The sequence below is a fragment of the Streptomyces sp. NPDC043738 genome, assembly GCF_056436545.1.
This window is the reverse complement of sequence record NZ_JBWKCJ010000017.1, coordinates 20,596-40,114: the sequence shown is the minus strand read 5'-3', so window position 1 is coordinate 40,114 and position 19,519 is coordinate 20,596. Positions and strand designations below refer to the sequence as shown.

The 19,519-nt window shown below is 73.2% G+C and carries 19 protein-coding genes; 8 read left to right on the top strand and 11 right to left on the bottom strand.

From position 1 onward, the window contains the following. Positions 1–43: 43 nt before the first annotated feature. The gene (locus AC0680_RS22245; RefSeq protein ID WP_478631384.1) at positions 44–1,528 is read right to left on the bottom strand and encodes an APC family permease; all 1,485 of its coding nucleotides are present in this window, start codon (positions 1,526–1,528) and stop codon (positions 44–46) included. Between the two features lie 230 nt (positions 1,529–1,758). Here AC0680_RS22245 and AC0680_RS22240 point away from each other — a divergent pair, with 230 nt between their 5' ends. Beyond that, on the top strand, positions 1,759–2,208 hold the full coding sequence (locus tag AC0680_RS22240; protein WP_478631382.1) for a nitroreductase family deazaflavin-dependent oxidoreductase: 450 nt from the start codon (positions 1,759–1,761) through the stop codon (positions 2,206–2,208). A gap of 3 nt (positions 2,209–2,211) precedes the next feature. Here AC0680_RS22240 and AC0680_RS22235 read toward each other — a convergent pair whose 3' ends face one another. From AC0680_RS22235 to AC0680_RS22220, 4 genes are all read right to left on the bottom strand, one after another. After that, positions 2,212–4,185, bottom strand: coding sequence for an ABC transporter permease (locus AC0680_RS22235; RefSeq protein ID WP_478631380.1), 1,974 nt, complete (start codon positions 4,183–4,185; stop codon positions 2,212–2,214). 146 nt (positions 4,186–4,331) lie between these two features. Next, positions 4,332–5,132 carry a molybdate ABC transporter substrate-binding protein gene (gene modA / locus AC0680_RS22230; protein ID WP_478631379.1) on the bottom strand — a complete coding sequence of 267 codons (801 nt, stop codon included), beginning with the start codon at positions 5,130–5,132 and terminating at the stop codon, positions 4,332–4,334. Positions 5,133–5,291: 159 nt separating this feature from the next. Further along, positions 5,292–5,687: a TOBE domain-containing protein gene (locus tag AC0680_RS22225; protein ID WP_384438636.1), complete on the bottom strand. Its 396-nt coding sequence runs from the start codon at positions 5,685–5,687 to the stop codon at positions 5,292–5,294. Positions 5,688–5,862: 175 nt separating this feature from the next. After that, entirely contained in the window at positions 5,863–6,393 is a 531-nt protein-coding gene (locus tag AC0680_RS22220) for a molybdopterin-dependent oxidoreductase (protein ID WP_478631375.1), read from the bottom strand. Positions 6,394–6,626: 233 nt separating this feature from the next. On the opposite strand from AC0680_RS22220, the gene AC0680_RS22215 reads away from it, so the two are divergent. Beyond that, entirely contained in the window at positions 6,627–7,841 is a 1,215-nt protein-coding gene (locus tag AC0680_RS22215; protein ID WP_478631373.1) for a PucR family transcriptional regulator, read from the top strand. A gap of 41 nt (positions 7,842–7,882) precedes the next feature. Here AC0680_RS22215 and AC0680_RS22210 read toward each other — a convergent pair whose 3' ends face one another. Both AC0680_RS22210 and AC0680_RS22205 read right to left on the bottom strand, forming a co-directional pair. Then, on the bottom strand, positions 7,883–8,290 hold the full coding sequence (locus AC0680_RS22210; RefSeq protein ID WP_478631371.1) for a TOBE domain-containing protein: 408 nt from the start codon (positions 8,288–8,290) through the stop codon (positions 7,883–7,885). Positions 8,291–8,332: 42 nt separating this feature from the next. Beyond that, positions 8,333–9,076 (bottom strand): dienelactone hydrolase family protein, encoded by a 744-nt coding sequence (locus tag AC0680_RS22205; protein ID WP_478631368.1) that lies wholly within the window; start codon positions 9,074–9,076, stop codon positions 8,333–8,335. Between the two features lie 387 nt (positions 9,077–9,463). On the opposite strand from AC0680_RS22205, the gene AC0680_RS22200 reads away from it, so the two are divergent. The 5 genes from AC0680_RS22200 to AC0680_RS22180 are packed head-to-tail and all read left to right on the top strand — an operon-like array spanning position 9,464 to position 13,297. Continuing rightward, complete coding sequence (locus AC0680_RS22200) at positions 9,464–9,649, top strand: hypothetical protein (protein WP_478631365.1); 186 nt, start codon at positions 9,464–9,466, stop codon at positions 9,647–9,649. A 12-nt stretch (positions 9,650–9,661) separates the two neighbouring features. Beyond that, positions 9,662–10,363, top strand: a complete 702-nt coding sequence (locus AC0680_RS22195; protein ID WP_478631362.1) for a hypothetical protein — start codon at positions 9,662–9,664, stop codon at positions 10,361–10,363. Continuing rightward, a complete protein-coding gene (locus AC0680_RS22190; protein WP_478631360.1) occupies positions 10,360–11,343 on the top strand; it encodes a DUF6895 family protein in 984 nt (327 codons plus the stop codon). Before AC0680_RS22195 ends, AC0680_RS22190 begins: the two co-directional genes overlap by 4 nt. Continuing rightward, positions 11,343–12,260: a DUF6895 family protein gene (locus AC0680_RS22185; protein ID WP_478631357.1), complete on the top strand. Its 918-nt coding sequence runs from the start codon at positions 11,343–11,345 to the stop codon at positions 12,258–12,260. The genes AC0680_RS22190 and AC0680_RS22185 overlap by 1 nt, the downstream gene beginning before the upstream one ends. Then, on the top strand, positions 12,260–13,297 hold the full coding sequence (locus AC0680_RS22180; protein WP_478631356.1) for a serine hydrolase domain-containing protein: 1,038 nt from the start codon (positions 12,260–12,262) through the stop codon (positions 13,295–13,297). Before AC0680_RS22185 ends, AC0680_RS22180 begins: the two co-directional genes overlap by 1 nt. A 13-nt stretch (positions 13,298–13,310) precedes the next feature. Here AC0680_RS22180 and AC0680_RS22175 read toward each other — a convergent pair whose 3' ends face one another. The 3 genes from AC0680_RS22175 to AC0680_RS22165 all read right to left on the bottom strand — a co-directional run bounded on the left by AC0680_RS22175 (position 13,311) and on the right by AC0680_RS22165 (position 18,465). Next, positions 13,311–15,341, bottom strand: coding sequence for an ATP-binding protein (locus AC0680_RS22175; protein ID WP_478631355.1), 2,031 nt, complete (start codon positions 15,339–15,341; stop codon positions 13,311–13,313). Positions 15,342–15,436: 95 nt separating this feature from the next. Next, the gene (locus AC0680_RS22170) at positions 15,437–17,263 is read right to left on the bottom strand and encodes an alkyl/aryl-sulfatase (protein ID WP_478631353.1); all 1,827 of its coding nucleotides are present in this window, start codon (positions 17,261–17,263) and stop codon (positions 15,437–15,439) included. A 140-nt stretch (positions 17,264–17,403) separates the two neighbouring features. Further along, entirely contained in the window at positions 17,404–18,465 is a 1,062-nt protein-coding gene (locus AC0680_RS22165; RefSeq protein WP_478631351.1) for a methyltransferase, read from the bottom strand. Between the two features lie 105 nt (positions 18,466–18,570). Between AC0680_RS22165 and AC0680_RS22160 the strand changes: the two genes are divergently transcribed. Then, entirely contained in the window at positions 18,571–18,912 is a 342-nt protein-coding gene (locus tag AC0680_RS22160; RefSeq protein ID WP_478631348.1) for a hypothetical protein, read from the top strand. 101 nt (positions 18,913–19,013) lie between these two features. On the opposite strand, the gene AC0680_RS22155 is transcribed toward AC0680_RS22160, so the two are convergent. Further along, a complete protein-coding gene (locus AC0680_RS22155) occupies positions 19,014–19,454 on the bottom strand; it encodes an SPW repeat protein (RefSeq protein ID WP_478631346.1) in 441 nt (146 codons plus the stop codon). Positions 19,455–19,519 lie beyond the last annotated feature (65 nt).

Sequence of the window (19,519 nt, the reverse complement as noted above, 5' to 3'; positions counted from 1 at the left end):
CGGGACGTCGCGGCGCAACTTCCCGGCGCCGGCACCCGGTTGCTCAGCCGGGCGCCGGCGCCGGCTCCGTCTCCCCCGCCGTCAGCCGCTGGTAGGCCCGCGGGTCGCGGCGGCGGATGCGCAGCGCCACGGCCGAACCGAGCGCGAAGGCGAGCGGCAGGGGTACCAGCAGTGCGATGTTGGTGCCCGTCGGCGCGTTCGTCAGCAGGCCGAAGTCGGCGCAGACCAGCACGATCACCGTGGCCAGGCCGGCCGCGGCGAGCAGCGGCGCGGCCAGCACGCGCCAGGCGGGCAGCCCCCGGCGGTCGTGGCGGAAGAAGCCGACGACGGCGAGGGCGGCGAGCGCCTGCAGCAGCATGACGCCGAGGATCCCGGTGCCGCTGGTCCACAGGAAGGTGACCGTGTAGGGGTCCCGGCCGGTGAGAACCGTGGCGAGGACGACGAGCAGGGCGATCGCCGACTGGAGGAGGACGGCCGAGGCCGGGGACCGGCTGTGCGCGGTGACCGTGCCCAGGCGGCGCGGCAGCAGACGTTCCCGGCCGAGGGCGTAGAAGTAGCGGGTGGCGCCGTTGTGGAAGGCGAGGGTGGCGGCGAAGGTGCTGGTGACGATGAGGACGTGCATCGCGTCGGCGGCCCAGGCACCGGCGAACCGTCCGGTGGCGGCGAAGACCATGTCCGTGCCCGCACCGCCGTGGGCCACCGCCTGCACGCGGTCCGCCCCGTAGGCGTTGACGATCGTCCAGACCGTGAAGGTGTAGAAGAGCGCGAGGAATCCGACGGCCGCACAGGTGGCGCGCGGCACCGAGCGCTCCGGCCGGCGCGCCTCCTCGGCGTAGATCGCGGTGGCCTCGAAGCCGACGAACGCGCCGACGGACAGCACGAACATACCGCCGGCGCCCGCGGTGCCCAGGTGCTCCGGCGAGAGCGCCCCGAACCGCGGTCCGTCGGGCCCGCCGCCGTGCGCGTACACCGCGACCTCGAAGACGAGCAGGATCAGCACCTCCAGCACGAGCGCGGCACCGAGCACCTTGGCGCTCAGGGTGACCCTGCGGTAGCCGAGGAGTGCGATCGCCGCGAGGCCCGCCAGCGCCCAGGCCCACCAGGGCACCTGCGCACCGGTCAGCGCCCGGAACCCCGATGCGGTGAACCGTCCGAAGACCGCCAGCAGCCCGACCTCGACGGCGTTGTACGACAGCAGGGCCACATACGCCGAACCGGCGCCGGCCGCCCGGCCGAGCCCGCGCCCGATGTAGGCGTAGAACGCGCCGGCGTTGCGGACGTAGCGGCTCATCGCGGTGAAGCCGGCGGCGAAGACGATCAGCAGCAGCCCGGACAGGAGGTAGCCCAGCGGCGCCGCCCGGCCGGCCATCGCGATCGCCACCGGCGCCGCACCGGCCATGACGGTCAGTGGGGCGGCCGCGGCCACGACGAAGAAGACCAGGTCACCGGTGCCGATGGCGTTGCGTTCGAGGGTGGTGTGGGAGGCGGGGGGCGCGGCGGAGCCGGGAGTGAACCGCTGGGTGGTCATGCGCGAGACCGTAGGGCGGCGGCACGGCCCGCGGAAGGGCGCGGCGGACGGCGCGTTCGGGACACGGCGGCGGGCCCGGGATGATTGCGCCCGCCTTGCTTGTTGAGCGAAGGTCAGGCGGTCACCGGCGCGCGCTGAGCGCCCGCCGGTGACCCGCACAACCCGGTCGGCGGTGATCGGTCGGTACCCCACCGGTCACCACTCGTGTCTTGGCAGATGGGACGGACAGCATGCCTCTACAGGGTGAGTACGAACCGAGCCCGGCGCAGTGGGTGCGCGATCAGGTCGCACTGTATGAGAGCTCGGGCGGCACGGAGGGCACCACGATGCGCGGGATGCCCGTCGTCGTCCTCACCACCCGGGGAGCGAAGAGCGGAAAGATCCGCAAGAGCCCGCTGATGCGGGTGGAGCACGACGGCACGTACGCCGTCGTGGCCTCCCTGGGCGGCGCGCCCCAGCACCCGGTCTGGTACCACAACGTCGTGGCGGACCCCCGGGTGGAGCTGCAGGACGGCCCGGTGCGGCAGGACATGACGGCGCGTGAGGTGACCGGTGAGGAGAAGGCGCTGTGGTGGCGGCGCGCGGTCGAGGCGTACCCCGACTACGACGACTACCAGCGCAAGACGGACCGGGTGATCCCGGTGTTCGTGCTGGAGCCGACGGCCGCGCCGCACGGCTGATCCTCAGAGCGTCACGAGCGAGACCTCGGTGGCCTTGACGCTGGTCCATACGGACACCCCGTCGGCGAGGCCGAGTTCGAGGGCGGCCGATGGAGTGATTTCGGCCACCAGGTCGGGGGCTTGCTGCGAGGTGACCAGTACCCGCAGCCGGCTGCCCGCCGAGGTGATCTCCCGTACGGTCCCGGGCCAGATGTTGCGGGGGCTGCCGGCGGGCTTGTCGAGGTGGAGCGACACGGCCTCCGGGGCGATGATCGCCAGCGCCCGGGAACCCTCCGGGAGGGGGTCGGCGACGACGAGACGACCGCCGGCGGCGAGTCCGAGACCGTCGCCGGCGGCGACGCCCGGCCAGGCGTTGCGGCCCAGCATCCGGGCGACCCAGGGGGAGCGCGGATGGCGGGTGACCTCGGCGGGCGGGGCGTCCTGGAGGGCTCGGCCGTCGTCGAGGACGAGGACGCGGTCGGCGAGCGAGACCGCTTCGACCGGGTCGTGGGTGACGATCAGGCAGACGCCGCCGAAGCCCGCCAGATGGCTGCGCAGGGTGTGGCGGACATGCGCCCGGGTGGTCTGGTCGAGCGCGGCGAGCGGCTCGTCGAGCAGCAGCAGCCGGGGCCGGGCGGCGAGCGCCCTCGCCAGTGCGACGCGCTGCGCCTGCCCGCCGGAGAGCTGGGCGGGCTTGCGGTGCGCGAGAGGGCCCACGCCGAGCCGGTCGAGCCACTGCTGGGCGGCGCGGCGGGCCTCGGCCCGGGCGACGCCGTGGGCCCGCAGCCCGTATGCCGTGTTGCTCAGGGCGCTCAGATGCGGGAAGAGCGCGCCGTCCTGGGGGACCCAGGCGACACCGCGGCGGTGCGGGGGCAGCGTGGTGACGTCGGTGTCGCCGAGGTGGAGGGAGGCGTGGGCGCGCGGGGTGAGGCCGAGCAGGGCGCGCAGCAGAGTGGTCTTGCCGGCTCCGTTCGGGCCGACGACGGCGATGGTGGTGCCCGGTTCGGCGTCCAGGGTCAGCTGGTTGAAGCCGGTGACGTCGGCGTGCAGCGGCCAGCGTTCCCGGGCGGGGGCGGACGGGGTGGCGGTCGGTTCGCCGGCGGTGGTGGCGGGGGCCGGGAGGTCGGTGTCCTCGGCGGCCCGCACGTCGCGGGCCGGGCGGGCGGTCGTAGCACCGGTCCAGCGGCCGCGCAGGCAGATCAGCACGGCCATGGCGATGGCGAGCAGCAGCAGCGAGACCGAGGTGGCGGCCTCCGGGGAGTCCTGGAGCAGCAGATAGACCTGGAGCGGCAGGGTCTGGGTGGTGCCGGGCAGATTGCCGGCGAAAGTGATCGTGGCACCGAATTCGCCGAGCGCGCGGGCCCAGGTCAGCGCGGCGCCGGCAGCGAGGCCGGGGGCGACCATGGGAAGGGTGACCGTGCAGAAGACCCGGACGGGTGAGGCGCCGAGGGAGGCCGCGGTCTCCTCGTAACGGGGGCGCAGCCCGGCGAGCGTGCCCTCCAGGCTGATGACGAGGAACGGCATCGCGACGAAGGTGGCGGCGACCACGGCGCCCGAGGTGTGGAACGGCAGCACGATGCCGAAGGTGTCCTCCAGCCAGGGGCCGAGGACTCCGCGGCGGCCGAAGCCGAGCAGCAGGGCGACCCCGCCGACGGTCGGCGGCAGCACCATCGGCAGCAGCACCAGCGAGCGGACCAGCGCCTTGCCGGGAAAGTCGACCCGGGCCAGCAGCCAGGCCAGCGGTACGCCCAGCAGCAGCGACAGCCCCAGCGCCCAGAAGGAGACCAGCAGCGAGAGGCTGAGTGCTTCGGTGACGCCCGGGCTGGTCAGATGGGTGCCGAGCTCGCTCCAGGAGGTCCGGGCGAGGATGCCGACGAGCGGCATCAGCAGGAACGCGACGGCGACGAGCGCGGGCACCGTCAGCGCGACGGGCGTGCGGGTGCCGGGCGCGCGGCGCCGGCCCGCCTGGCGCGCGGCCGGGATGCGAAGGCGAGTCATCGGGCGTTCCTGGGACTGGACGGTTCCTGGGGGCAAGGCTGAGCGGACCGGCGTGAGCCGTGTCGAACGGCGGCGCGCACGGGGCTGTCCGCTCCCCCGAGCCGGACAGACCCGTGCGACGCCGCACACCGCTGGGAGGACACTCCCTACGGCTGCTGGAAGCCCGCCTCCCGCAGGAGCTTCTGCGCCGCCGGCGTGCTCAGCCACTTCACGAACGCCGCCGCGGCCGCGGAGTGCTCAGAGGCCTTGAGGGTCGCGGCCGGGTAGGAGGCGACGGCGTTCTGGGCGTCGGGGATGTCGATGGCGTCGACCTTCTTCGGCGCGGTGGCGGCGTCCGTCTTGTAGACCAGGCCGGCGTCGGCCTCGCCGAGCTCCACCTTGCTGAGGACGGCGCGGACGTTGGGCTCCTGGGAGACCGGCTTGACCGTGAGCTTCTGGGCGTCCAGCACCTGCTTGCTGTAGCGGCCGACCGGCACCTCGGAGGCGGCGAGCACGACCTTCAGGTCGCTCTTGGTGAGGTCCTTGAGCGCGGTGATCTTCTTCGGGTTGCCCTCACCGGTCGCGATGACCAGGCGGTTCTTGGCGATGACGGTCGGGGCCCCGGTGTCGACCTTCAGGCTGTCCATCGTCTTGGTGTCGGCGGTGACCAGGGCGTCGGCGGGGACACCCTCCCTGACCTGGGCGGCCAGCTCCTGGGAACCGGCGAAGGAGAACTTCACCTTCGTGCCCGGGTGGTCCTTCTCGTAGAGCGCGCCGGCCTTCTTGAAGACATCGGTCAGCGACGAGGCGGCCAGCACCGTGAGCTCCGCCTTGGTGGCGCTGCCGGACTTCGCGTCGCCGTCGTCCTTCTTCTTGTCCGTCCCCTTCCCGCAGGCGGCGAGCGGAACGAGCAGGGCGGCGGTGACGATCGCGGCGGCGGCGCGGCGCCCGGTGATGAGCTGAGGCATGAGGCGGAGACTCCTTGTGACGCGGGACGGCGGACGCCGCCCGAGCGGATGGGAAAAGCCGCGCCGTGGACGGGCGACGCCGCTGGGGTGGGGCAGCTGGCATCGGCACGGTGGGGGGCGCTCCGGCTGTGGTGCTGCCGCGGTCGGTCAGGCGCGGGGTCAGGTGCGGTCGATGTGCACGCTGGTGGACTTCACACGGGCGGTGGCCTGCATGCCGACCTCCAGGCCGAGCTCCTCCACCGCTTCCCGGGTCAGCAGGGACACCAGGCGGTGCGGACCGGCCTGGATCTCGACCTGGGCGGCGACGTCGCCGAGTGTGACGGCGGTGACGATGCCCGGAAAGGCGTTGCGCGCGGAGGTGTACGAGCCGTCGTCCTCACCGGTGCCGTGCTGCGCCACCTCGACGGAGAAGGCGGCCAGATCGCGGCCGTCGATGAGGCGGCGGCCGCTGTCGTCGCGATGGGTCGCGACTTTGCCGGCATCGGCCCAGCGGCGCGCGGTGTCCGGGCTGACGCCCAGCAGCCGCGCCGCCTGACCAATCGTGTAGGACTGCATGCGCGACAAGATATGCAGCCCAAGGTCGCATCTGCAATCCACCAGGCGAACCTATATGGCAGATGCCAGCCCGACGCCGGGCCGCTTGGAGGAACGGACGAAGTGCGCGCCTCCTTCGCGGCCCGCCCCGCGCCCCCACCCGCTGTGGTGCCGGTCCTTCGGCGTCCGGCACCGGCTACGGCCGCCCCGGCGGGGCGCAGGTGCCGACCCAGATGCCGGTGATCGCGCTGATGTAGCGCGCCCCGCAGCGGTCGGAGGGCACCACGAGCTGGCTGCCCGCCCCGTCGAGCGCGCGCCCGTCCATGGCCGTGGCCAGCAGGATCGGCGCATCGCCGAAGTCCGGGTCGATCTCCGCCCAGGACAGCACCGTGTGGTGCCCGTCCCCGCCGGTGACGGCCAGCAGATAGCGCGAACGGTCCTTGCGCCGCCGGGCGTCGAAGGCGGGCTCCGCCGCGTCGATGACGTCCCGCAGCAGCGGTCCCCGGAAGGTGTGGTGCTGCGGCCCGTTCTTGGCGCAGTCGAAGACCACCGCGGCCCGCCGCTGCAGCCACCGCTCCCGCAGGTCGGCGACGGTCAGCGCGAGCGGACGGCGCAGCTGACCACGGATCACCAGGCGCCGGGGATCGGCCCGTACGGCGTCCTCGGGCGCCGCCGCGCGAACGGCGGCGGTGCGGGGCGGCGGGTCGATTCGGCTCGTAGGCGTCATGGGAGTCCCCCTTGAGGCGATCCGTACGGCGGCGGCTGCCTCCCAGTGATGCCCGAGCGAGTGGGGCTTGAACCACACATGCCACCCTCGTATGAGCTTCCAGTTTGCCGCTGTGAGGGGAATTGGGGCATGAGGGAGGCATATCCGAGGTTTACGATGTTGGGACCCGCATTCGCCTCGCGAAGGTGAGCGTGCCGGAGCACGCCTCCGGCAGCCGCGCAAGGAGCCAGCACATGCACGTCCGAGACCTCCTCAAGGTCGATTCGCTCGATCTGACCCTGCTGTGGGGCGAGGGCTCCCTGCTCGACCGGGAGATCCGTGGGGTCACCACCACCGACCTCGCGGACCCGGCGGGGTCGGTGCGCCCGGGCGAGTTGGTGCTGAGCGGTCTGGCGTGGTGGGCGCCCGGCGACGACCGCACGCAGGCCGACCGGTTCGTCGCGGCGCTGCGCTCGGCCGGTACCGCCGCGCTGCTGGCCGCCGAGAAGGCGCCCGGCGAGATCCCCGACGCACTCGTCGACGCCTGCCGTACGCACGAGACCGTGCTGGTGGCGGTGCCCGCGCACACCACCTTCCGGGCCGTCACCGAGGCCGTGCGGCCGTGCCGGTGGGACGATCCGAGCCACCGCCCCGACGATCACCTCGCGCCGGAGGAGGACGTCCGCGGCGAGCCGGCCGTGCGACCGGACGAGCGGCGGGCGGCCGACGAGCTGGTCGCGCTCGTCGACGCCGGCCCGGCCGACGGTGCGGCGCTCGACGCCGCGCTGCGCACCTGCGGGCTGCCCGCCTCCGGTCCGTACCGGGTGGTGGTGGCCACCCTCGGCGGCGCGGACGGCGACGGGGCGGTGAGCGCGCTGACCGAGGCGCTGCGGCACTCCCCCGGTGAGCCGTTCGCGGCCGGCGGGCTACCGGGCGGCGAGGCGGTCGCCGTCGTCCCCGCGGCACCGGACGCCGAGGGACGGGGCGGACGCACCCCGCCGGGCGGCGGGTGGCCGGCTCTGCACGCCCCTCGGCAGGCGCCGCTGCACGCGGGGGTCAGCGCCCCGGTAACCGCGGCGGAGGGACTGGGTTCCGCACTGGAGCAGGCCCGTTACGCGCTGGCGGCGGCCCGCTCCGAGGCACCGGACGATGTCCGGGTGGTCCGCGTCGACGACCTCAGCACGATGGGCCCCCTGTTCGCCGGGGTCCCGGCCGACGTCCGCAGGGCCTTCAGCAGCCGGGTGCTGGGCCCGCTGGCGCGCGGCGGCTCCGCCTCGCACCGGATGCTGCTGGAGACCCTGGAGGTCTTCCTCGCACAGCACGGGTCCTGGGCGCGTACGGCCGAGAAGCTCCGGCTGCATGTGAACACGGTGCACTACCGCATCCAGCGCATAGAGATGCTCACCGGTCGCGACCTGTCCCGGCTCGATCACAAACTGGACCTGCGGGCCGCACTGCTGTGCCGCTGAGGCTGCCGCGCCGGCGCCCGGCCTCCCCCTGCGCGGACGGCTCAACTCCGGTCGCCCGGCCGGTCGATGTGCACGTTGGTGGACTTCACCCGGGCGGTGGCGGTCACCCCGACCTCGATACCGAGCTCCTCGACCGCCTCCCGGCTGACGACCGACACCAGCCGGTGCGGCCCGGACTGGATCTCGACCTGGGCGAGCACATCGTCCATGGTCACCTTGGTGACGATGCCCGCGAACGAGTTCCGTACGGACGTCAGCACATCGCCCGGCACCGGATGCAGTCCGGCGGCGCGCTCCTTGGCGAACGCCGCCAGGCTCACCCCGTCGATCATGCGGTTCCCCGCGCCGTCCCGGTCCATCCGCAGCTGACCGCCGTCGGCCCACCGGCGGACGGTCTCCGCACTCACTCCCAGCAGCCCGGCTGCCTGACCAATGCTGTACGTCGGCACCTTGGCACTCTAGGGCAGCGGGGGTGAAGGCTCGCCGCCCCCTCACCCGCTCAGATGCCGCCCGAAGAACTCGCGCACCCGCTGCCAGGCCTCCTGCGCGACCTGCGGGTGGTAGCTGGGCCGGTCCACCGCGAAGAAGGCGTGCCCGGCGCCCTCGTACGTATGGAACGCGTGGACCTTGCCGTGTTTGCGCAGCGCGTTCTCCAGCTCCGCCGTCTCCGCCGGGGACGGGTGCTGGTCCTCGGCCCCGAAGAGGCCGAGCAGCGGGCAGCCGAGGTCCTTGGTCAGATGGACGATCGGTTCGACGGCGAGCGGGAAGTCCTCGGGCGGGCGGCGGGTGATGAAGCCTCCGTAGCAGTCCACGGCGGCCTGCAGATCCAGGCTGCAGGCCGCGAGGAAGGACTGGCGGCCGCCGGAGCAGTACCCGATGGTCCCCACGCGGTGGTTGGAGGAGCTCAGTCCGCGCAGATAGCGGGCGGCCCCGGCGACGTCCCCGACCAGGCGGGCGTCGGGGACCCCGCCCCGCGCGCGGGCCACCGCGGCCGCGTCGCCCGGTTCGGCGCCGGGCGCCTCGCGGCTGTAGAGGTTGGGGCAGACGGCCAGGAAGCCCTCGGCGGCGAACCGGCGGGTGATCTCCTTGCTGCCGGTGTCGTAGCCGGGCATGTGGTGGATGACCACCACACCCCCGAGCGGCCCGGGGACGAGCGGCCGGGCGGCGTACGCCTCGATGAGGTCGCCGCCGTGGCCGGTGAGGGTGACGGTCTCTGCCAGGAGTGCGTCGTACATGGGGTCCCTGCCCTTGCCTCGGTCGGTGGCGGTGGGGGCGCGGCGGCCGCCCCTCGAAGAGATCTTCCAGCGCCGGGAGCGCGTCGTGCGGCAGGCGCTCCCGGTCCGTGACCGGCCGGCCGATCCATCAGGCGCTCACACCGAAGGGCGCGTCCCTGAGGGGCGAACCCGCCGAGCTTCACTCTGAGAGCCGTCACCTGGGCAGCCGCCACGTATCACCCGGTCCGTCGTCAACTCAGCTTTGACGAAAGGCAGTTGCTGGAGGGAGCGCGGTCGTCGCACATGACGTGAAGTCACACGAACCGCCTAATGTTCCGTTTTTTCCCGTTGCGTCCCATAAAAGCCGATGTGAATCTGGTATCCCATTCGCCACAAGGAGTTGATCGCATGGTTACTGACCGCACAGCGCCCGTCGAGACGGCCACCCTGGCCGCCGAGGTCGAGGGACTGCTGGAACCCGCCGAATCCGACGGTGTCTTCCGCGACACCCGCGAGTGCGCAGCCGCGCTGCTCCTCCTCGGGGCGCTCCTGCTCTCGCCGCCCACCCCCCGGCCCAAGACGGACACTCGCTGAGGGGACGAAGCGTTGGCTGAGCAGACGCAGGGAGCAGTCCCGCTGAGCGCTGCGATTGCCGATGCCGCAACAGAGGTCGCCCTCGCCCTGCGGGGTGAGGGCGACCCCTATGCGTTGTCTGGCATTCTGCGGCAAGAAGATGCGCTGACCCCAGCCGCCGTTCGGGTGCTCGGCGCCGACGCGCTCGCGCCGTACGCCGTGGAGCACCGGGCGGCGCCCTTCGGCGCGGACGACGAAGCGGTGGTCCGGCAGGCACTCGCGGCCTATCCGCCGGGAGCCGATGCCTCGCAGGTGTCGGTGTGGACCTACCGGGGCCTGGTCGAGGCCTCGCACGCGTTTCTGCCGGGAGGCGCACAGCACTGGCCGCCGGCGCCCGACGCCGACACCGAATGGGTGGGGCTCGACCCCTGGCCGAAGTTGTCCCACCGGGTCTCGCAACTGGCGTCGCTCGCGCTGCCGAAGCTGGCACCGGGTCTCGCCGAGCAACTCGCCACCCGTACCGACGATCTGTCCCGCGGTTTCGTCCGGGCGGTACGCCGGCAGGACTGGCTGCAGGCGGCCGGTCTGGGCCGCTGGCTGGCCCGGCTGCCGGAGGTGCCGCAGACCCTGGGGCTGGACAGCGGGCTGGCGTTCGTCCGCCAGATGGGTGGCGCCGACCCACGGGTCGCGCTGCACGTCGTGGCCGCCCAGCGCTTCCACGGGCGGGGCTGGTGACCGCCGCCCACAGCGACCCCGGGCTGCTGGACCGGATGGTCCAGGGCAGCCTGGGGTGGCTGGAGGAGGCGCGCGGGCTCTTCCGCCTGCCTCCGAACGTGACGACCGACGCCGATCCCAATCTGACCCTCAAACCCCTCGGCGAACTGGCCGAGCTGACCCAGCTGATCGGGGTGCTGCACCCGCGGGACGACATCCGCCAGAGGGCCCGCGGCCTGTTCTCGTTCGCCTGGAACGAGACCCGGGACGGCGAGCTGTTCGCCGAGCTGATCCGCGGCGAGCCGTTCGCCACCTATCCGGCGGAGCTGTACGGGATCTTCGCCCAGGCCGGGCTGCGCCATGCCGAGGCCGACGATCTGCTGCAGACCACCATGCGGCTGCGCGGCTGGCGGGTGGCGCGCGAGGACCACACCCGTACGCTCGGCGTGCTCAACACCGAGCGGCGGATCGGGTTGCGCCAGCACGCCGACTTCGCCGCCGTGCTGGCGCTGACCGGCCTCGGCCGGCTGCCGGAGCCGTGGGCACTGGACCGCAGGGCGGCCTACGGCGTGACCCATGACGTCTTCCACCTCACCGACTGGGGCCGCAACCGACAACGGCTGTCCCCCGAACTCGCGGGCTATCTGCGGCTGTGGCTCCCCTCCTGGCTGGAGAACTGGCTGGCGGAGGAGGCGTGGGACCTGGTGGGCGAGCTGCTGGCCGTGACGGCCTGCCTGCCCGCGGCTCCGTACCACACGGCGGCCTGGCAGCGGCTGGCCGAAGCGCAGGCGGCCGACGGCAGCGTTCCGGAGATCGGCGCGGCCCCGTCCTCGGCCGAGCCGTACGAGGTCTTCACCGCCTGCTACCACTCCACCCTGGTGACCGCGTTCGCCGCCACCCTCGCCCGGATCGCCGCCGACGAGGCCGAGGCCGGTCCGTCGGCCGGCGGGCCGGCGCTGGTGGGCGGGCGGACCCTCTGTGAAAGCGAGACAGCCCCGTGATGGTGACGGCCGCATCCCCCGCCCTGCTGCACGGTGTCGGCGACCGGGCGCTGTCCTGGCTCGACGAGCACCGTGAGCGCTTCCGGCTGACCCCCGAGGACTTCGCCACCAACGACGCGGTCGCCGAACGGCTCAAGCCCGTCGGGGAGCTGGCGATGAACATGCAGGTGCTGTTCCGGGAGGGAGTGGCCGGGTCCCGCCAGAAGACCCGTGCCGGGCAGCTGCTGGACTTCGCCTGGCGGGAGCTGCTGGACGGCGGCAACGTACTGGCCCGCCTCCAGTGCGACGAGCCGCTGTCCCCCGTGCCGCTGGAGGTCTATGCGCCCTTCCACGAGCTCGGCCACCGTCATCCGGGTCTGGAGCAGAGGGTGGAGGTCTGCCGGCGCACCGGCACCTGGACGGCGCTGGAGATGCCGCCCAACCGGCGGCTGGCCGTGCTCAACGCGGAACGCAAGCTGGGCCTCGTGCCCAGCAGCGACTTCGACCAGGCCGTCGCCCGCACCTGGCTGGGGCAGCTGGCCGAACCCTGGACGGTGCAGCTGCACATCGCCTACGACATCACCCACACCGTCTTCCACCTCACGAACTGGGGCGAGAACCCCGAGGGCATCCCGCCGGCCGTCGCCGACTACCTCACGCGGTATCTGCCGGCCTGGATGAACGACTGGGCGGACCTCGAACACTGGGATCTGCTGGGCGAGCTCCTCGTCGTCGACGCCTGTCTGCCACGGCCCTCGCTGGACGCGGCGCTGTGGGAGCGCTACGCCGCCGCGCAGTCGGACTGCGGCGCGATGCCCGTCCTGCGCCGGATGCCCGAGGGGGACCCGGCCTACGTGTTCGACCAGGTCCACCACCCCACCCTGGTCGCCGCGTTCGCCTCCGCGATGGCCACCTCCCGGGCGATGTCCGCCGTCTGATGGGCCCGGCACGCGGCGCCGCGCTCGCCGACCGCCTCGCGGACGCGGTCACCCAGATCGACGCCCCGGACGTGGTGCTCGCGGTCACCCGGGGCGGCCTGCGCACCGTGCTCACCGGCGGCACGGCCATGACTCCGCCCACCCCGCGCCATGCGCTGCGCTACGAAGTGGGCTCGCTGTCGAAGACCTTCACCGTGCTGCTGCTGGCCGACCTCGCCAGGGCCGGGGTGCTGACGCTGGACGATCCGCTCGCCGCGTACCTGCCGGGCCTGTCACTGCCGCACCCGTACTCGCGGCGGATCACCCTGCGGCATCTGGCCACCCACACCTCGGGGCTGCCGCGGATCCCCACCGACCTGCTCCCCGGCGCCCTGCTGCACCCGTCCGTCAACGGGTACGCGGCCTACGACACCGAGCGCCTGCTGCACACCTTCGCCCGGACCCGGCCCCGCAACCGTCCCGGCACCCGCTGGCGCTACTCCAACTTCGGGCTGGCCATGCTCGGCCCGGCGATGTCCGAGGCCACGGGCACCGACTACCCGGCCCTGCTCACCGACCGCGTACTGCGCCCGCTCGGGCTGACGGACACCGCTCTGGGCCCGGGGGCCACCGGCACCGACGCCATCGGCCACCGGGCGAACGGGGTGACGCCGGTGCACAGCACCGACATGGGGGCCTTCGCCGCCGTCGGGTCGGTCCGCGCCACCCCCGGGGACCTGCTCGGCTACCTCGAGGCGCACCTCTCCCCCGAGGACACTCCGCTGGCCCCGGCGCTGCGCGACGTCCAGGTCCCGTTGCTGCGCCGCGGCTGGCGGCGCCGCAACACCCACACCCTGACGTGGTTCCAGCACCCGGCCCCGCGCGGCCCGTTGCTCTTCCACGTCGGGGCGACCTTCGGCCAGCAGGCGTTCTTCGGCTACCACGCGGCGTCGCACACTGGCCTGGTGGCGCTGGCCACCCGCCGCGGGAACGGTTGCCGGATGATCCCCACCGCCTACGAGCTGCTGTACACGCTGGCCGGCGAGCCCGCCGTCTGAATCGGGGCGGCGGTCACAGGTCGCCTGCCAGGATCCGGGCGAGCGCGACCTCGGGGCGCTCCTCGCTGGCCCGGTGGAAGAGCTCCGCGTAGGCGTCGTCGCCGATCGCCGCGCGGGCCCGCCGCTCGCACTCCTCGCGTACCGCGCGCAGCTCGGGAGTGCCTCGCTGGGGGTGCCCGACGGTGCGCCAGATGGCCTGGCCGCATCCGTAGACCCGGGCGGCCGCGGCACCCTCGCCCTGGGCGGCCAAGGCGGCCGCGAGCAGGTCCAGGCCGAGAGCGATCCCGAACTTGTCGCCGATGTCCCGCTTGGCGGCGAGCATGGCGCGGGCGTGCCCGGCCGACTCCGCGGGCCGGCCCTGGAAGAGCGCGACCAGGGAGAGCTGGTAGTCGGTGTAGGAGCGGGTCCAGTGTTCGCCGCGCTCCACGCAGCCGCGGCGCAGTGCGGTGGCCTCGGCACGGCCCTCGTCGAGCTTGCCGAGGTTGGTGAGGGCGAAGATCCGTACGAGGTGGCAGCGCAGCCGTCCGGGTGAGTCGAACGGGGTGTCGGGCGGCGTTCCGAGGACCTGCTCGACGACGGTGTACGCGGACATCGGCCGGCCGGCCATCAGATGGGTGAGGCCGATGAGGTAGCCGGCCTGGAGCGCCTCCTCCGCGTCGTCGCCCGCCCGCGCCGCGTCGGCGCACTCCGCGCCCAGGGCGTCGGCCAGCGACAGATCACCCTGCAGGAGTACGGCGACGCCCAGCGCCCACAGTGCTCGGGTACGGGCCCGGCTCGGCCCCTGGTGCGCGGCGAGGGCGCGGGCGGTGTAGTCGCGGGCCTCGTGCAGATGGCCGCAGCAGCTCCAGAAGAAGCCGATCGAGGCGCTGAGTTCCTGGGCCCGTTCCGGGGCGGTGGCCAGGAGGTGGTCCAGGGCGGTGCACAGGTCGACATGGGCGTCGGCGACCCTGCCGTACCAACCGACCTGTTCGGGGCCGAGCCAGCCCTGTTCGGCGCGGCGGACGAAGGCCACGAAGTACGCGGCGTGCCGGTCCGCCAGGGCCGCCGTCTCGTTCAGTTCGCCGAGCCACAGCCGGCCGTACTCGCGCAGCGTGTCGAGCATGCGGAAGCGCGGGCCCTCGCGGGTCAGCACCGACTTGGCGGCCAGCCCGGCCAGTACGCTGCGCACCTCCTCCCCGGTGAGCGGGCCGCCGGCACAGACCGAGGCCGCCGACTCCTCGTCGAAGGTGCCCCGGAAGACGGACAGCCGGGCCCACAGCAGCCGCTCCAGGGGGGTGCACAGCTCATGGCTCCAGCCGATGGCGCAGCGCAGCGTCCGGTGCCGCGGGAGCCGCGTCGGCGGGTCGCCGTCGAGGGCGTCGAAGCGGGAGGTCAGCCGCTCGGCGATGCGCTCCACGGAGCTGTCGGCCAGCTGGGCGACGGCCAGTTCCAGGGCCAGCGGAATGCCTTCGAGGCGCCGGCAGATGGTGTCGGCGGCCGCCGCGCGGCGGGGGTCGGTGAGCCGCAGGCCGGGCGCGGCGGCGACGGCTCGTTCGGTGAACAGGGCCAGTGCGTCGTTGTCGCCGGTGCAGGGCAGCGGGCCGATCTCGGTGGTCCACTCGCCGACGAGGTCCAGCGGCTGCCGGCTGGTGACCAGCACGGTCAGGTGGGGGGCGGCCGTCAGCAGGTCCGCGAGGAGATCGCGGCAGGCGTCGACGAGGTGTTCACAGGAGTCCAGGACCAGCAGCAGCCGTTTGTCGGCGAGCCATTCGCACAGCGCCGCCGCGGGGGTGCGGGCCGTGTGGTCGGCCAGGCCGACGGCGTCGCAGACGGTGGCCAGCAGCAGCCCTTCGTTGTGTAAGGGCCACAGTTCGGCCCACCAGACTCCGTCGGGGAAGCGTGGCGCCGCCGCGCGCGCGGCTCGTATGGCGACGCGGGTCTTGCCCACGCCACCGGGCCCGGTCAGGGTGACCAGCCGGTGGTCCGTCAACTCCTGGCCGATCTGTCGAAGTTCGGCCCTCCGGCCGACGAAACTGCTGGATTCTTCGGGAATGCTGCTCGCCACCAGCCCAGTTTGCCCCAGCTTCGGCGTCGGGTGGCGGAGGGTGGCGTGGGCGGTCCGCGGCGCGAAGTTGACGACTGCGGACGGGCCGCTGGTGGTCAGGGCGTGACGATGGGGAAGGTGGGGTCGGGGAGGCTGAGGAGGCCCAGGAGCTGGTTGAGCGCCCCGGTCCCGCCGTTCCGGTCCGCCTCGGGCGTCCCCTGGCCGGCCAGGACGTCGAGCAGTTGGGGCTTGGTGAGGGTGAGGGTCAGGTCGGGGCCGCGGTCGTCGGACGGGGTGGGGGCGCCCGGCGAACTGAGGTGGGTCAGGGCTCCGTTGGACAGCGTCAGATGCCAGGTCCGGTCCTCGTCGGGGAGGTAGAGGTCGAGGGTGAGCGGGCTGGACCAGGCGCGCGGGCCGTCGATGCGGATGGCGAGCGCGTCGATGAGCTGGTCGACGGTGCGGGCCCGGTCCATTTCGGGGACGGCGGTGCCCGGCCGTGGCGCGGCGAGGGTGCCGCGCAGTTCCATCGCGCCGGTGAGGTAGAAGTTGCGCCAGGTGCCGTTCTCGCAGCCGTGGCCCAGCCGTTCGTAGACGAGGGCCAGTTCGCGGCGGGCGCGGAGGTTCTTGGGGTCGGCGAAGACGGCGTGGTTGAGGAGGGTGGCGGCGAACCGCAGGTCGCCTTCGGCGGCGTACTGCTTGCCCGCGTCCACGGTGGCCTCGACGCCTCCCATGGTGTGCACATAGCGCTTGGCCTGCTCGACGGGAGGGTGCTCCCACAGGTGGGCGGGGTTGCCGTCGAACCATCCCAGGTAGCTCTGGTAGATCGCCTTGACGTTGTGGCTGAGCGAGCCGTAGTAGCCGTGGTGGGCCCACTCCCGCGCGAGGCCCGGCGGCAGCCGCAGCTCCTCGGCGATCTCGGGGCCGGTGAGCCCCTGGTTGAGCAGCCGCACGGTCTGGTCGTGGAGATAGGCGTACAGGTCGCGCTGGTTGGCCAGCAGGGTCCTGACGCGGTCCTTGCCCCAGGTCGGCCAGTGGTGGGAGGCGAAGGCGACCTCCGCCTGGTCGCCGAAGAGGGCGAGCGCCTCGCCCAGGTAGCGGGACCAGGCCCGGGCGTCGCGGACGGCGCCGCCGCGCAGCGACAGGACGTTGTGCAGGGTGTGGGTGGCGTTCTCGGCCAGGCAGAGCGCCCGGTGGGCCGGGAAGCAGAAGTTCATCTCGGCGGGCGCCTCGGTGCCCGGGGTGAGCTGGAAGGCGAGGTGCACACCGTCGAGGATCTCCTCCTGGCCGGTGCTGGTGATGTGCACGGTCGGCGGGATCAGGGTCATGGTGCCGGTGGAGTGGGTGGCGCCCAGACCGCAGCCGATCTGGGCGTCCGGCCCCTTGGTGAGCTCGGCGCCGTACATGTAGACGGCGCGCCGGGCCATCGCGGTCCCGGCGTAGACGTGCTCGCCGACGGCGTGGGCGAGGAAGCCGGCGGGTGCGAGCACCGGAACGGGGTGGTGGCCGGGCGGGAGCACGCCTCGGGCGCCGCCGAAGTGGTCTCCGTGCGAGTGGGTGTAGATCAGGCCGGTGACCGGCCGGTCTCCGCGGTGCTTGCGGTAGAGCTCCAGGGCCGCGGCGGCGGTCTCCGCGGACCGGAGCGGGTCGATGACGATCACGCCGTGATCGCCTTCGACCAGCGTCATGTTGGACAGGTCCAGACCGCGTGCCTGATAGATGCCCTCGGTGACCTCGTACAGCCCCTGGCGGCTCACCAGCCTGCCCTGGCGCCACAGGCCCTCGTGGGCGGTGTCGGGGCAGTTCTGGGCCAGGAATCCGTAGGCTCCGGCGTCCCAGACCACCCGGCCGTCGTCCATGGTGACCTCGGGCGGGTCGAGTTCCGCGATGAAGCCGCGGTCGGCGTCGGCGAAGTCTTCGTGATCATCCACGGGCACAGCGGTCACGGGATGCTCCCTCTCCGGGGCGGTCGCCCAGAGCCAAATACCCCATACCCCGATTATCCCAGTCCGGGCGGCGGCCGCACGTGTGCGCGGGGCCCGCCGGCCTCGCTCGTGTGCACCGCGCCGCCCGGGTCACCGCCGGATCAGACCGGCTCGGCCTCGATGAGGCAGAAGCGGTTGGGCTCCGGGAGCGGGACGACGGTGCGCAGGGCGAAGCCCGCGGCGCGGCACAGCCGGTCGAAGTCGTCCCGGGTGCGCTCCCGGCCCTCGACGTTGACCAGCATGTTGAGGTCGCTGAGGTAGAGCACGCCGGCCCCCGAGGGGTCGACACCGGAGTGCGAGGGGTCGACGACGGGCGGCAGCACCGGCTCGATGATCAGCAGTCGGCCGTCGTCGGGGATCACCTGCCGGCAGTGCCGCAGGATCGTGGTGCACTGCTCGTCGTTCCAGTCGTGGATCACGCTCTTGAGGAGGTAGAGGTCGGCGCCCTCGGGAGCGGTGGCGAAGAAGTCCCCGGCGACGAGCGAGCAGCGCCCGTCCAGGCCCTCGTCCGCCAGCCGCTCGCCGGCCTGGGCGAGGCCCTCCGCGCTGTCGAAGAGGATGCCGCGGAGCGCGGGGTGCGCCCGCAGGATCGGGGCGAGCAGGGTGCCGTCGCCGCCGCCGATGTCGGCGACGGCCCTGAAGCGGCCGAAGTCGTAGGCCGCGGGGACCAGCGCGGCGGTGTCGCGGGTGGCCTGGCCCATCGCGGCGTTGAAGTCGGCGGAGAGCTGCGGCTGTTGGGCGAGGTAGCCGAAGAAGTCCTGGCCGAAGGCCGTGTCGAAGGAGGGCCGGCCGGTGCGCACGCTGTCGTCCAGGAGCTCCCAGGCCCTGAGGATGGTGGGGTCGGTGAACATCCGGGAGAAGGACCGCAGCGACTGGGGGTGGTCGCTGTGCAGCAGGTCACCGGCCGGGGTGGTGGCGAACTTCCCGGCAGGCCGCTCCACGAGCAGCCCGAGCCCGGCCAGCGCCCGCAGTAACCGGCCCATGGCCTGGGGTTCGGCGGCGCACTCCGCCGCCAGCTCGTCCGGGCCGCGCTCCCCGTCCCCGATCAGGTCGATGATCCCCATGCGGGCCGCGGCGCCCAGCGTGTGCGCCGCCATACCGCCGTAGGCGATCCGGACCAGCGCGTCCCGGGCCTCGTCCAGGGGCTGCTTCTCGTACGACATGGTGCGACACCTCTCCGGTCAACGGCGTTACGGGCAGGGCCCGGCAGGGCACAACACGCAGGTGACGTTGTTGCCCCGCAACAAGTTAGGCAAGCCTAACTACAAATGATCAACGGGGCAACGCCCCCTTGTCCCGCACCCCGCCCGTACGGCGCCGCCCCGCGCACCCCCGGGAGAGGAGAGACACCCCTGTCCCCGTACGACGACCGCCCCTTCGGCGAGATCGCCGAGCCGTTCCGGCACCAAGCCCTGTCCCCCACCCGCACCCCGCCCGCCGGGCGCTCGCGCACCTGCCCGCGCGGCGCCGCACGGCTCGCACAGGCCGCGGCGATCGCCGGCCTGGCCCTCGGCATCGCCCTGGCGCACGGCCTGCTGATCGCGAGCGGGCTGGTCCTGGCCGGACTGGCCGGGCACCTGTCGGCCGAGGGCCGCGCCCGACGCCGATAGCCCGACCCGCAGCGCCCGCACACACGGCCGCCGGTCCGCCCGCCCCGAGGGAGGCAGGCACACCGGCGGCTCGTCACACGCCCCCGTTTGGGGAGCGCAGGTCATGTGGCGCTGCGGCTCCTCGATGCCACCGCGACACACATGGCGCCCAGCAGGAACGTCAGAACACCGATGACGAGGTTGTTCCAGATGACGCCGGCGTCCGGACTGCTGCCGACGATCCAGGGCGAGATGATCATCCATACACCGATCGCGCACATCGCGCCGCTCAGGCCGTACATCCGCTCGGGTGCCACGGTGAAACCCACCGCCAACAGGGCGATCGCGATGCCGAGGATGAGGTTGTGCAACACCAGCGGAGGTTGCGTGGCGGCGAAGTGGACGACCCACGGCGAGACGGCGCAGTACAGGCCGACCAAGAACACCGGGCCGTCGACGAGTACGACATCACGCCCACCGAGCACCCGCTCATAGCGGGCCCGCATCTCAGAAGCGTCGGGGTGACCGGCGAGATCTCCCCTGTGGTGTGAGACGTCGGCCATACGACTCGCCTCCTTCGCTCGCAAGCCTGGCCGTTTCGCGTGGCATCGGGCCGCGCACCTTTATT

Excerpts from the sequence above, each read along its gene's own strand:
- AC0680_RS22245 (WP_478631384.1), bottom strand. The coding sequence starts at position 1,528 with ATGACCACCCAGCGGTTCACTCCCGGCTCCGCCGCGCCCCCCGCCTCC.
- AC0680_RS22240 (WP_478631382.1), top strand. The coding sequence starts at position 1,759 with ATGCCTCTACAGGGTGAGTACGAACCGAGCCCGGCGCAGTGGGTGCGC.
- AC0680_RS22235 (WP_478631380.1), bottom strand. The coding sequence starts at position 4,185 with ATGACTCGCCTTCGCATCCCGGCCGCGCGCCAGGCGGGCCGGCGCCGC.
- modA (WP_478631379.1), bottom strand. The coding sequence starts at position 5,132 with ATGCCTCAGCTCATCACCGGGCGCCGCGCCGCCGCCGCGATCGTCACC.
- AC0680_RS22225 (WP_384438636.1), bottom strand. The coding sequence starts at position 5,687 with ATGCAGTCCTACACGATTGGTCAGGCGGCGCGGCTGCTGGGCGTCAGC.
- AC0680_RS22220 (WP_478631375.1), bottom strand. The coding sequence starts at position 6,393 with ATGACGCCTACGAGCCGAATCGACCCGCCGCCCCGCACCGCCGCCGTT.
- AC0680_RS22215 (WP_478631373.1), top strand. The coding sequence starts at position 6,627 with ATGCACGTCCGAGACCTCCTCAAGGTCGATTCGCTCGATCTGACCCTG.
- AC0680_RS22205 (WP_478631368.1), bottom strand. The coding sequence starts at position 9,076 with ATGTACGACGCACTCCTGGCAGAGACCGTCACCCTCACCGGCCACGGC.
- AC0680_RS22200 (WP_478631365.1), top strand. The coding sequence starts at position 9,464 with ATGGTTACTGACCGCACAGCGCCCGTCGAGACGGCCACCCTGGCCGCC.
- AC0680_RS22185 (WP_478631357.1), top strand. The coding sequence starts at position 11,343 with ATGGTGACGGCCGCATCCCCCGCCCTGCTGCACGGTGTCGGCGACCGG.
- AC0680_RS22180 (WP_478631356.1), top strand. The coding sequence starts at position 12,260 with ATGGGCCCGGCACGCGGCGCCGCGCTCGCCGACCGCCTCGCGGACGCG.
- AC0680_RS22165 (WP_478631351.1), bottom strand. The coding sequence starts at position 18,465 with ATGTCGTACGAGAAGCAGCCCCTGGACGAGGCCCGGGACGCGCTGGTC.
- AC0680_RS22160 (WP_478631348.1), top strand. The coding sequence starts at position 18,571 with ATGATCAACGGGGCAACGCCCCCTTGTCCCGCACCCCGCCCGTACGGC.
- AC0680_RS22155 (WP_478631346.1), bottom strand. The coding sequence starts at position 19,454 with ATGGCCGACGTCTCACACCACAGGGGAGATCTCGCCGGTCACCCCGAC.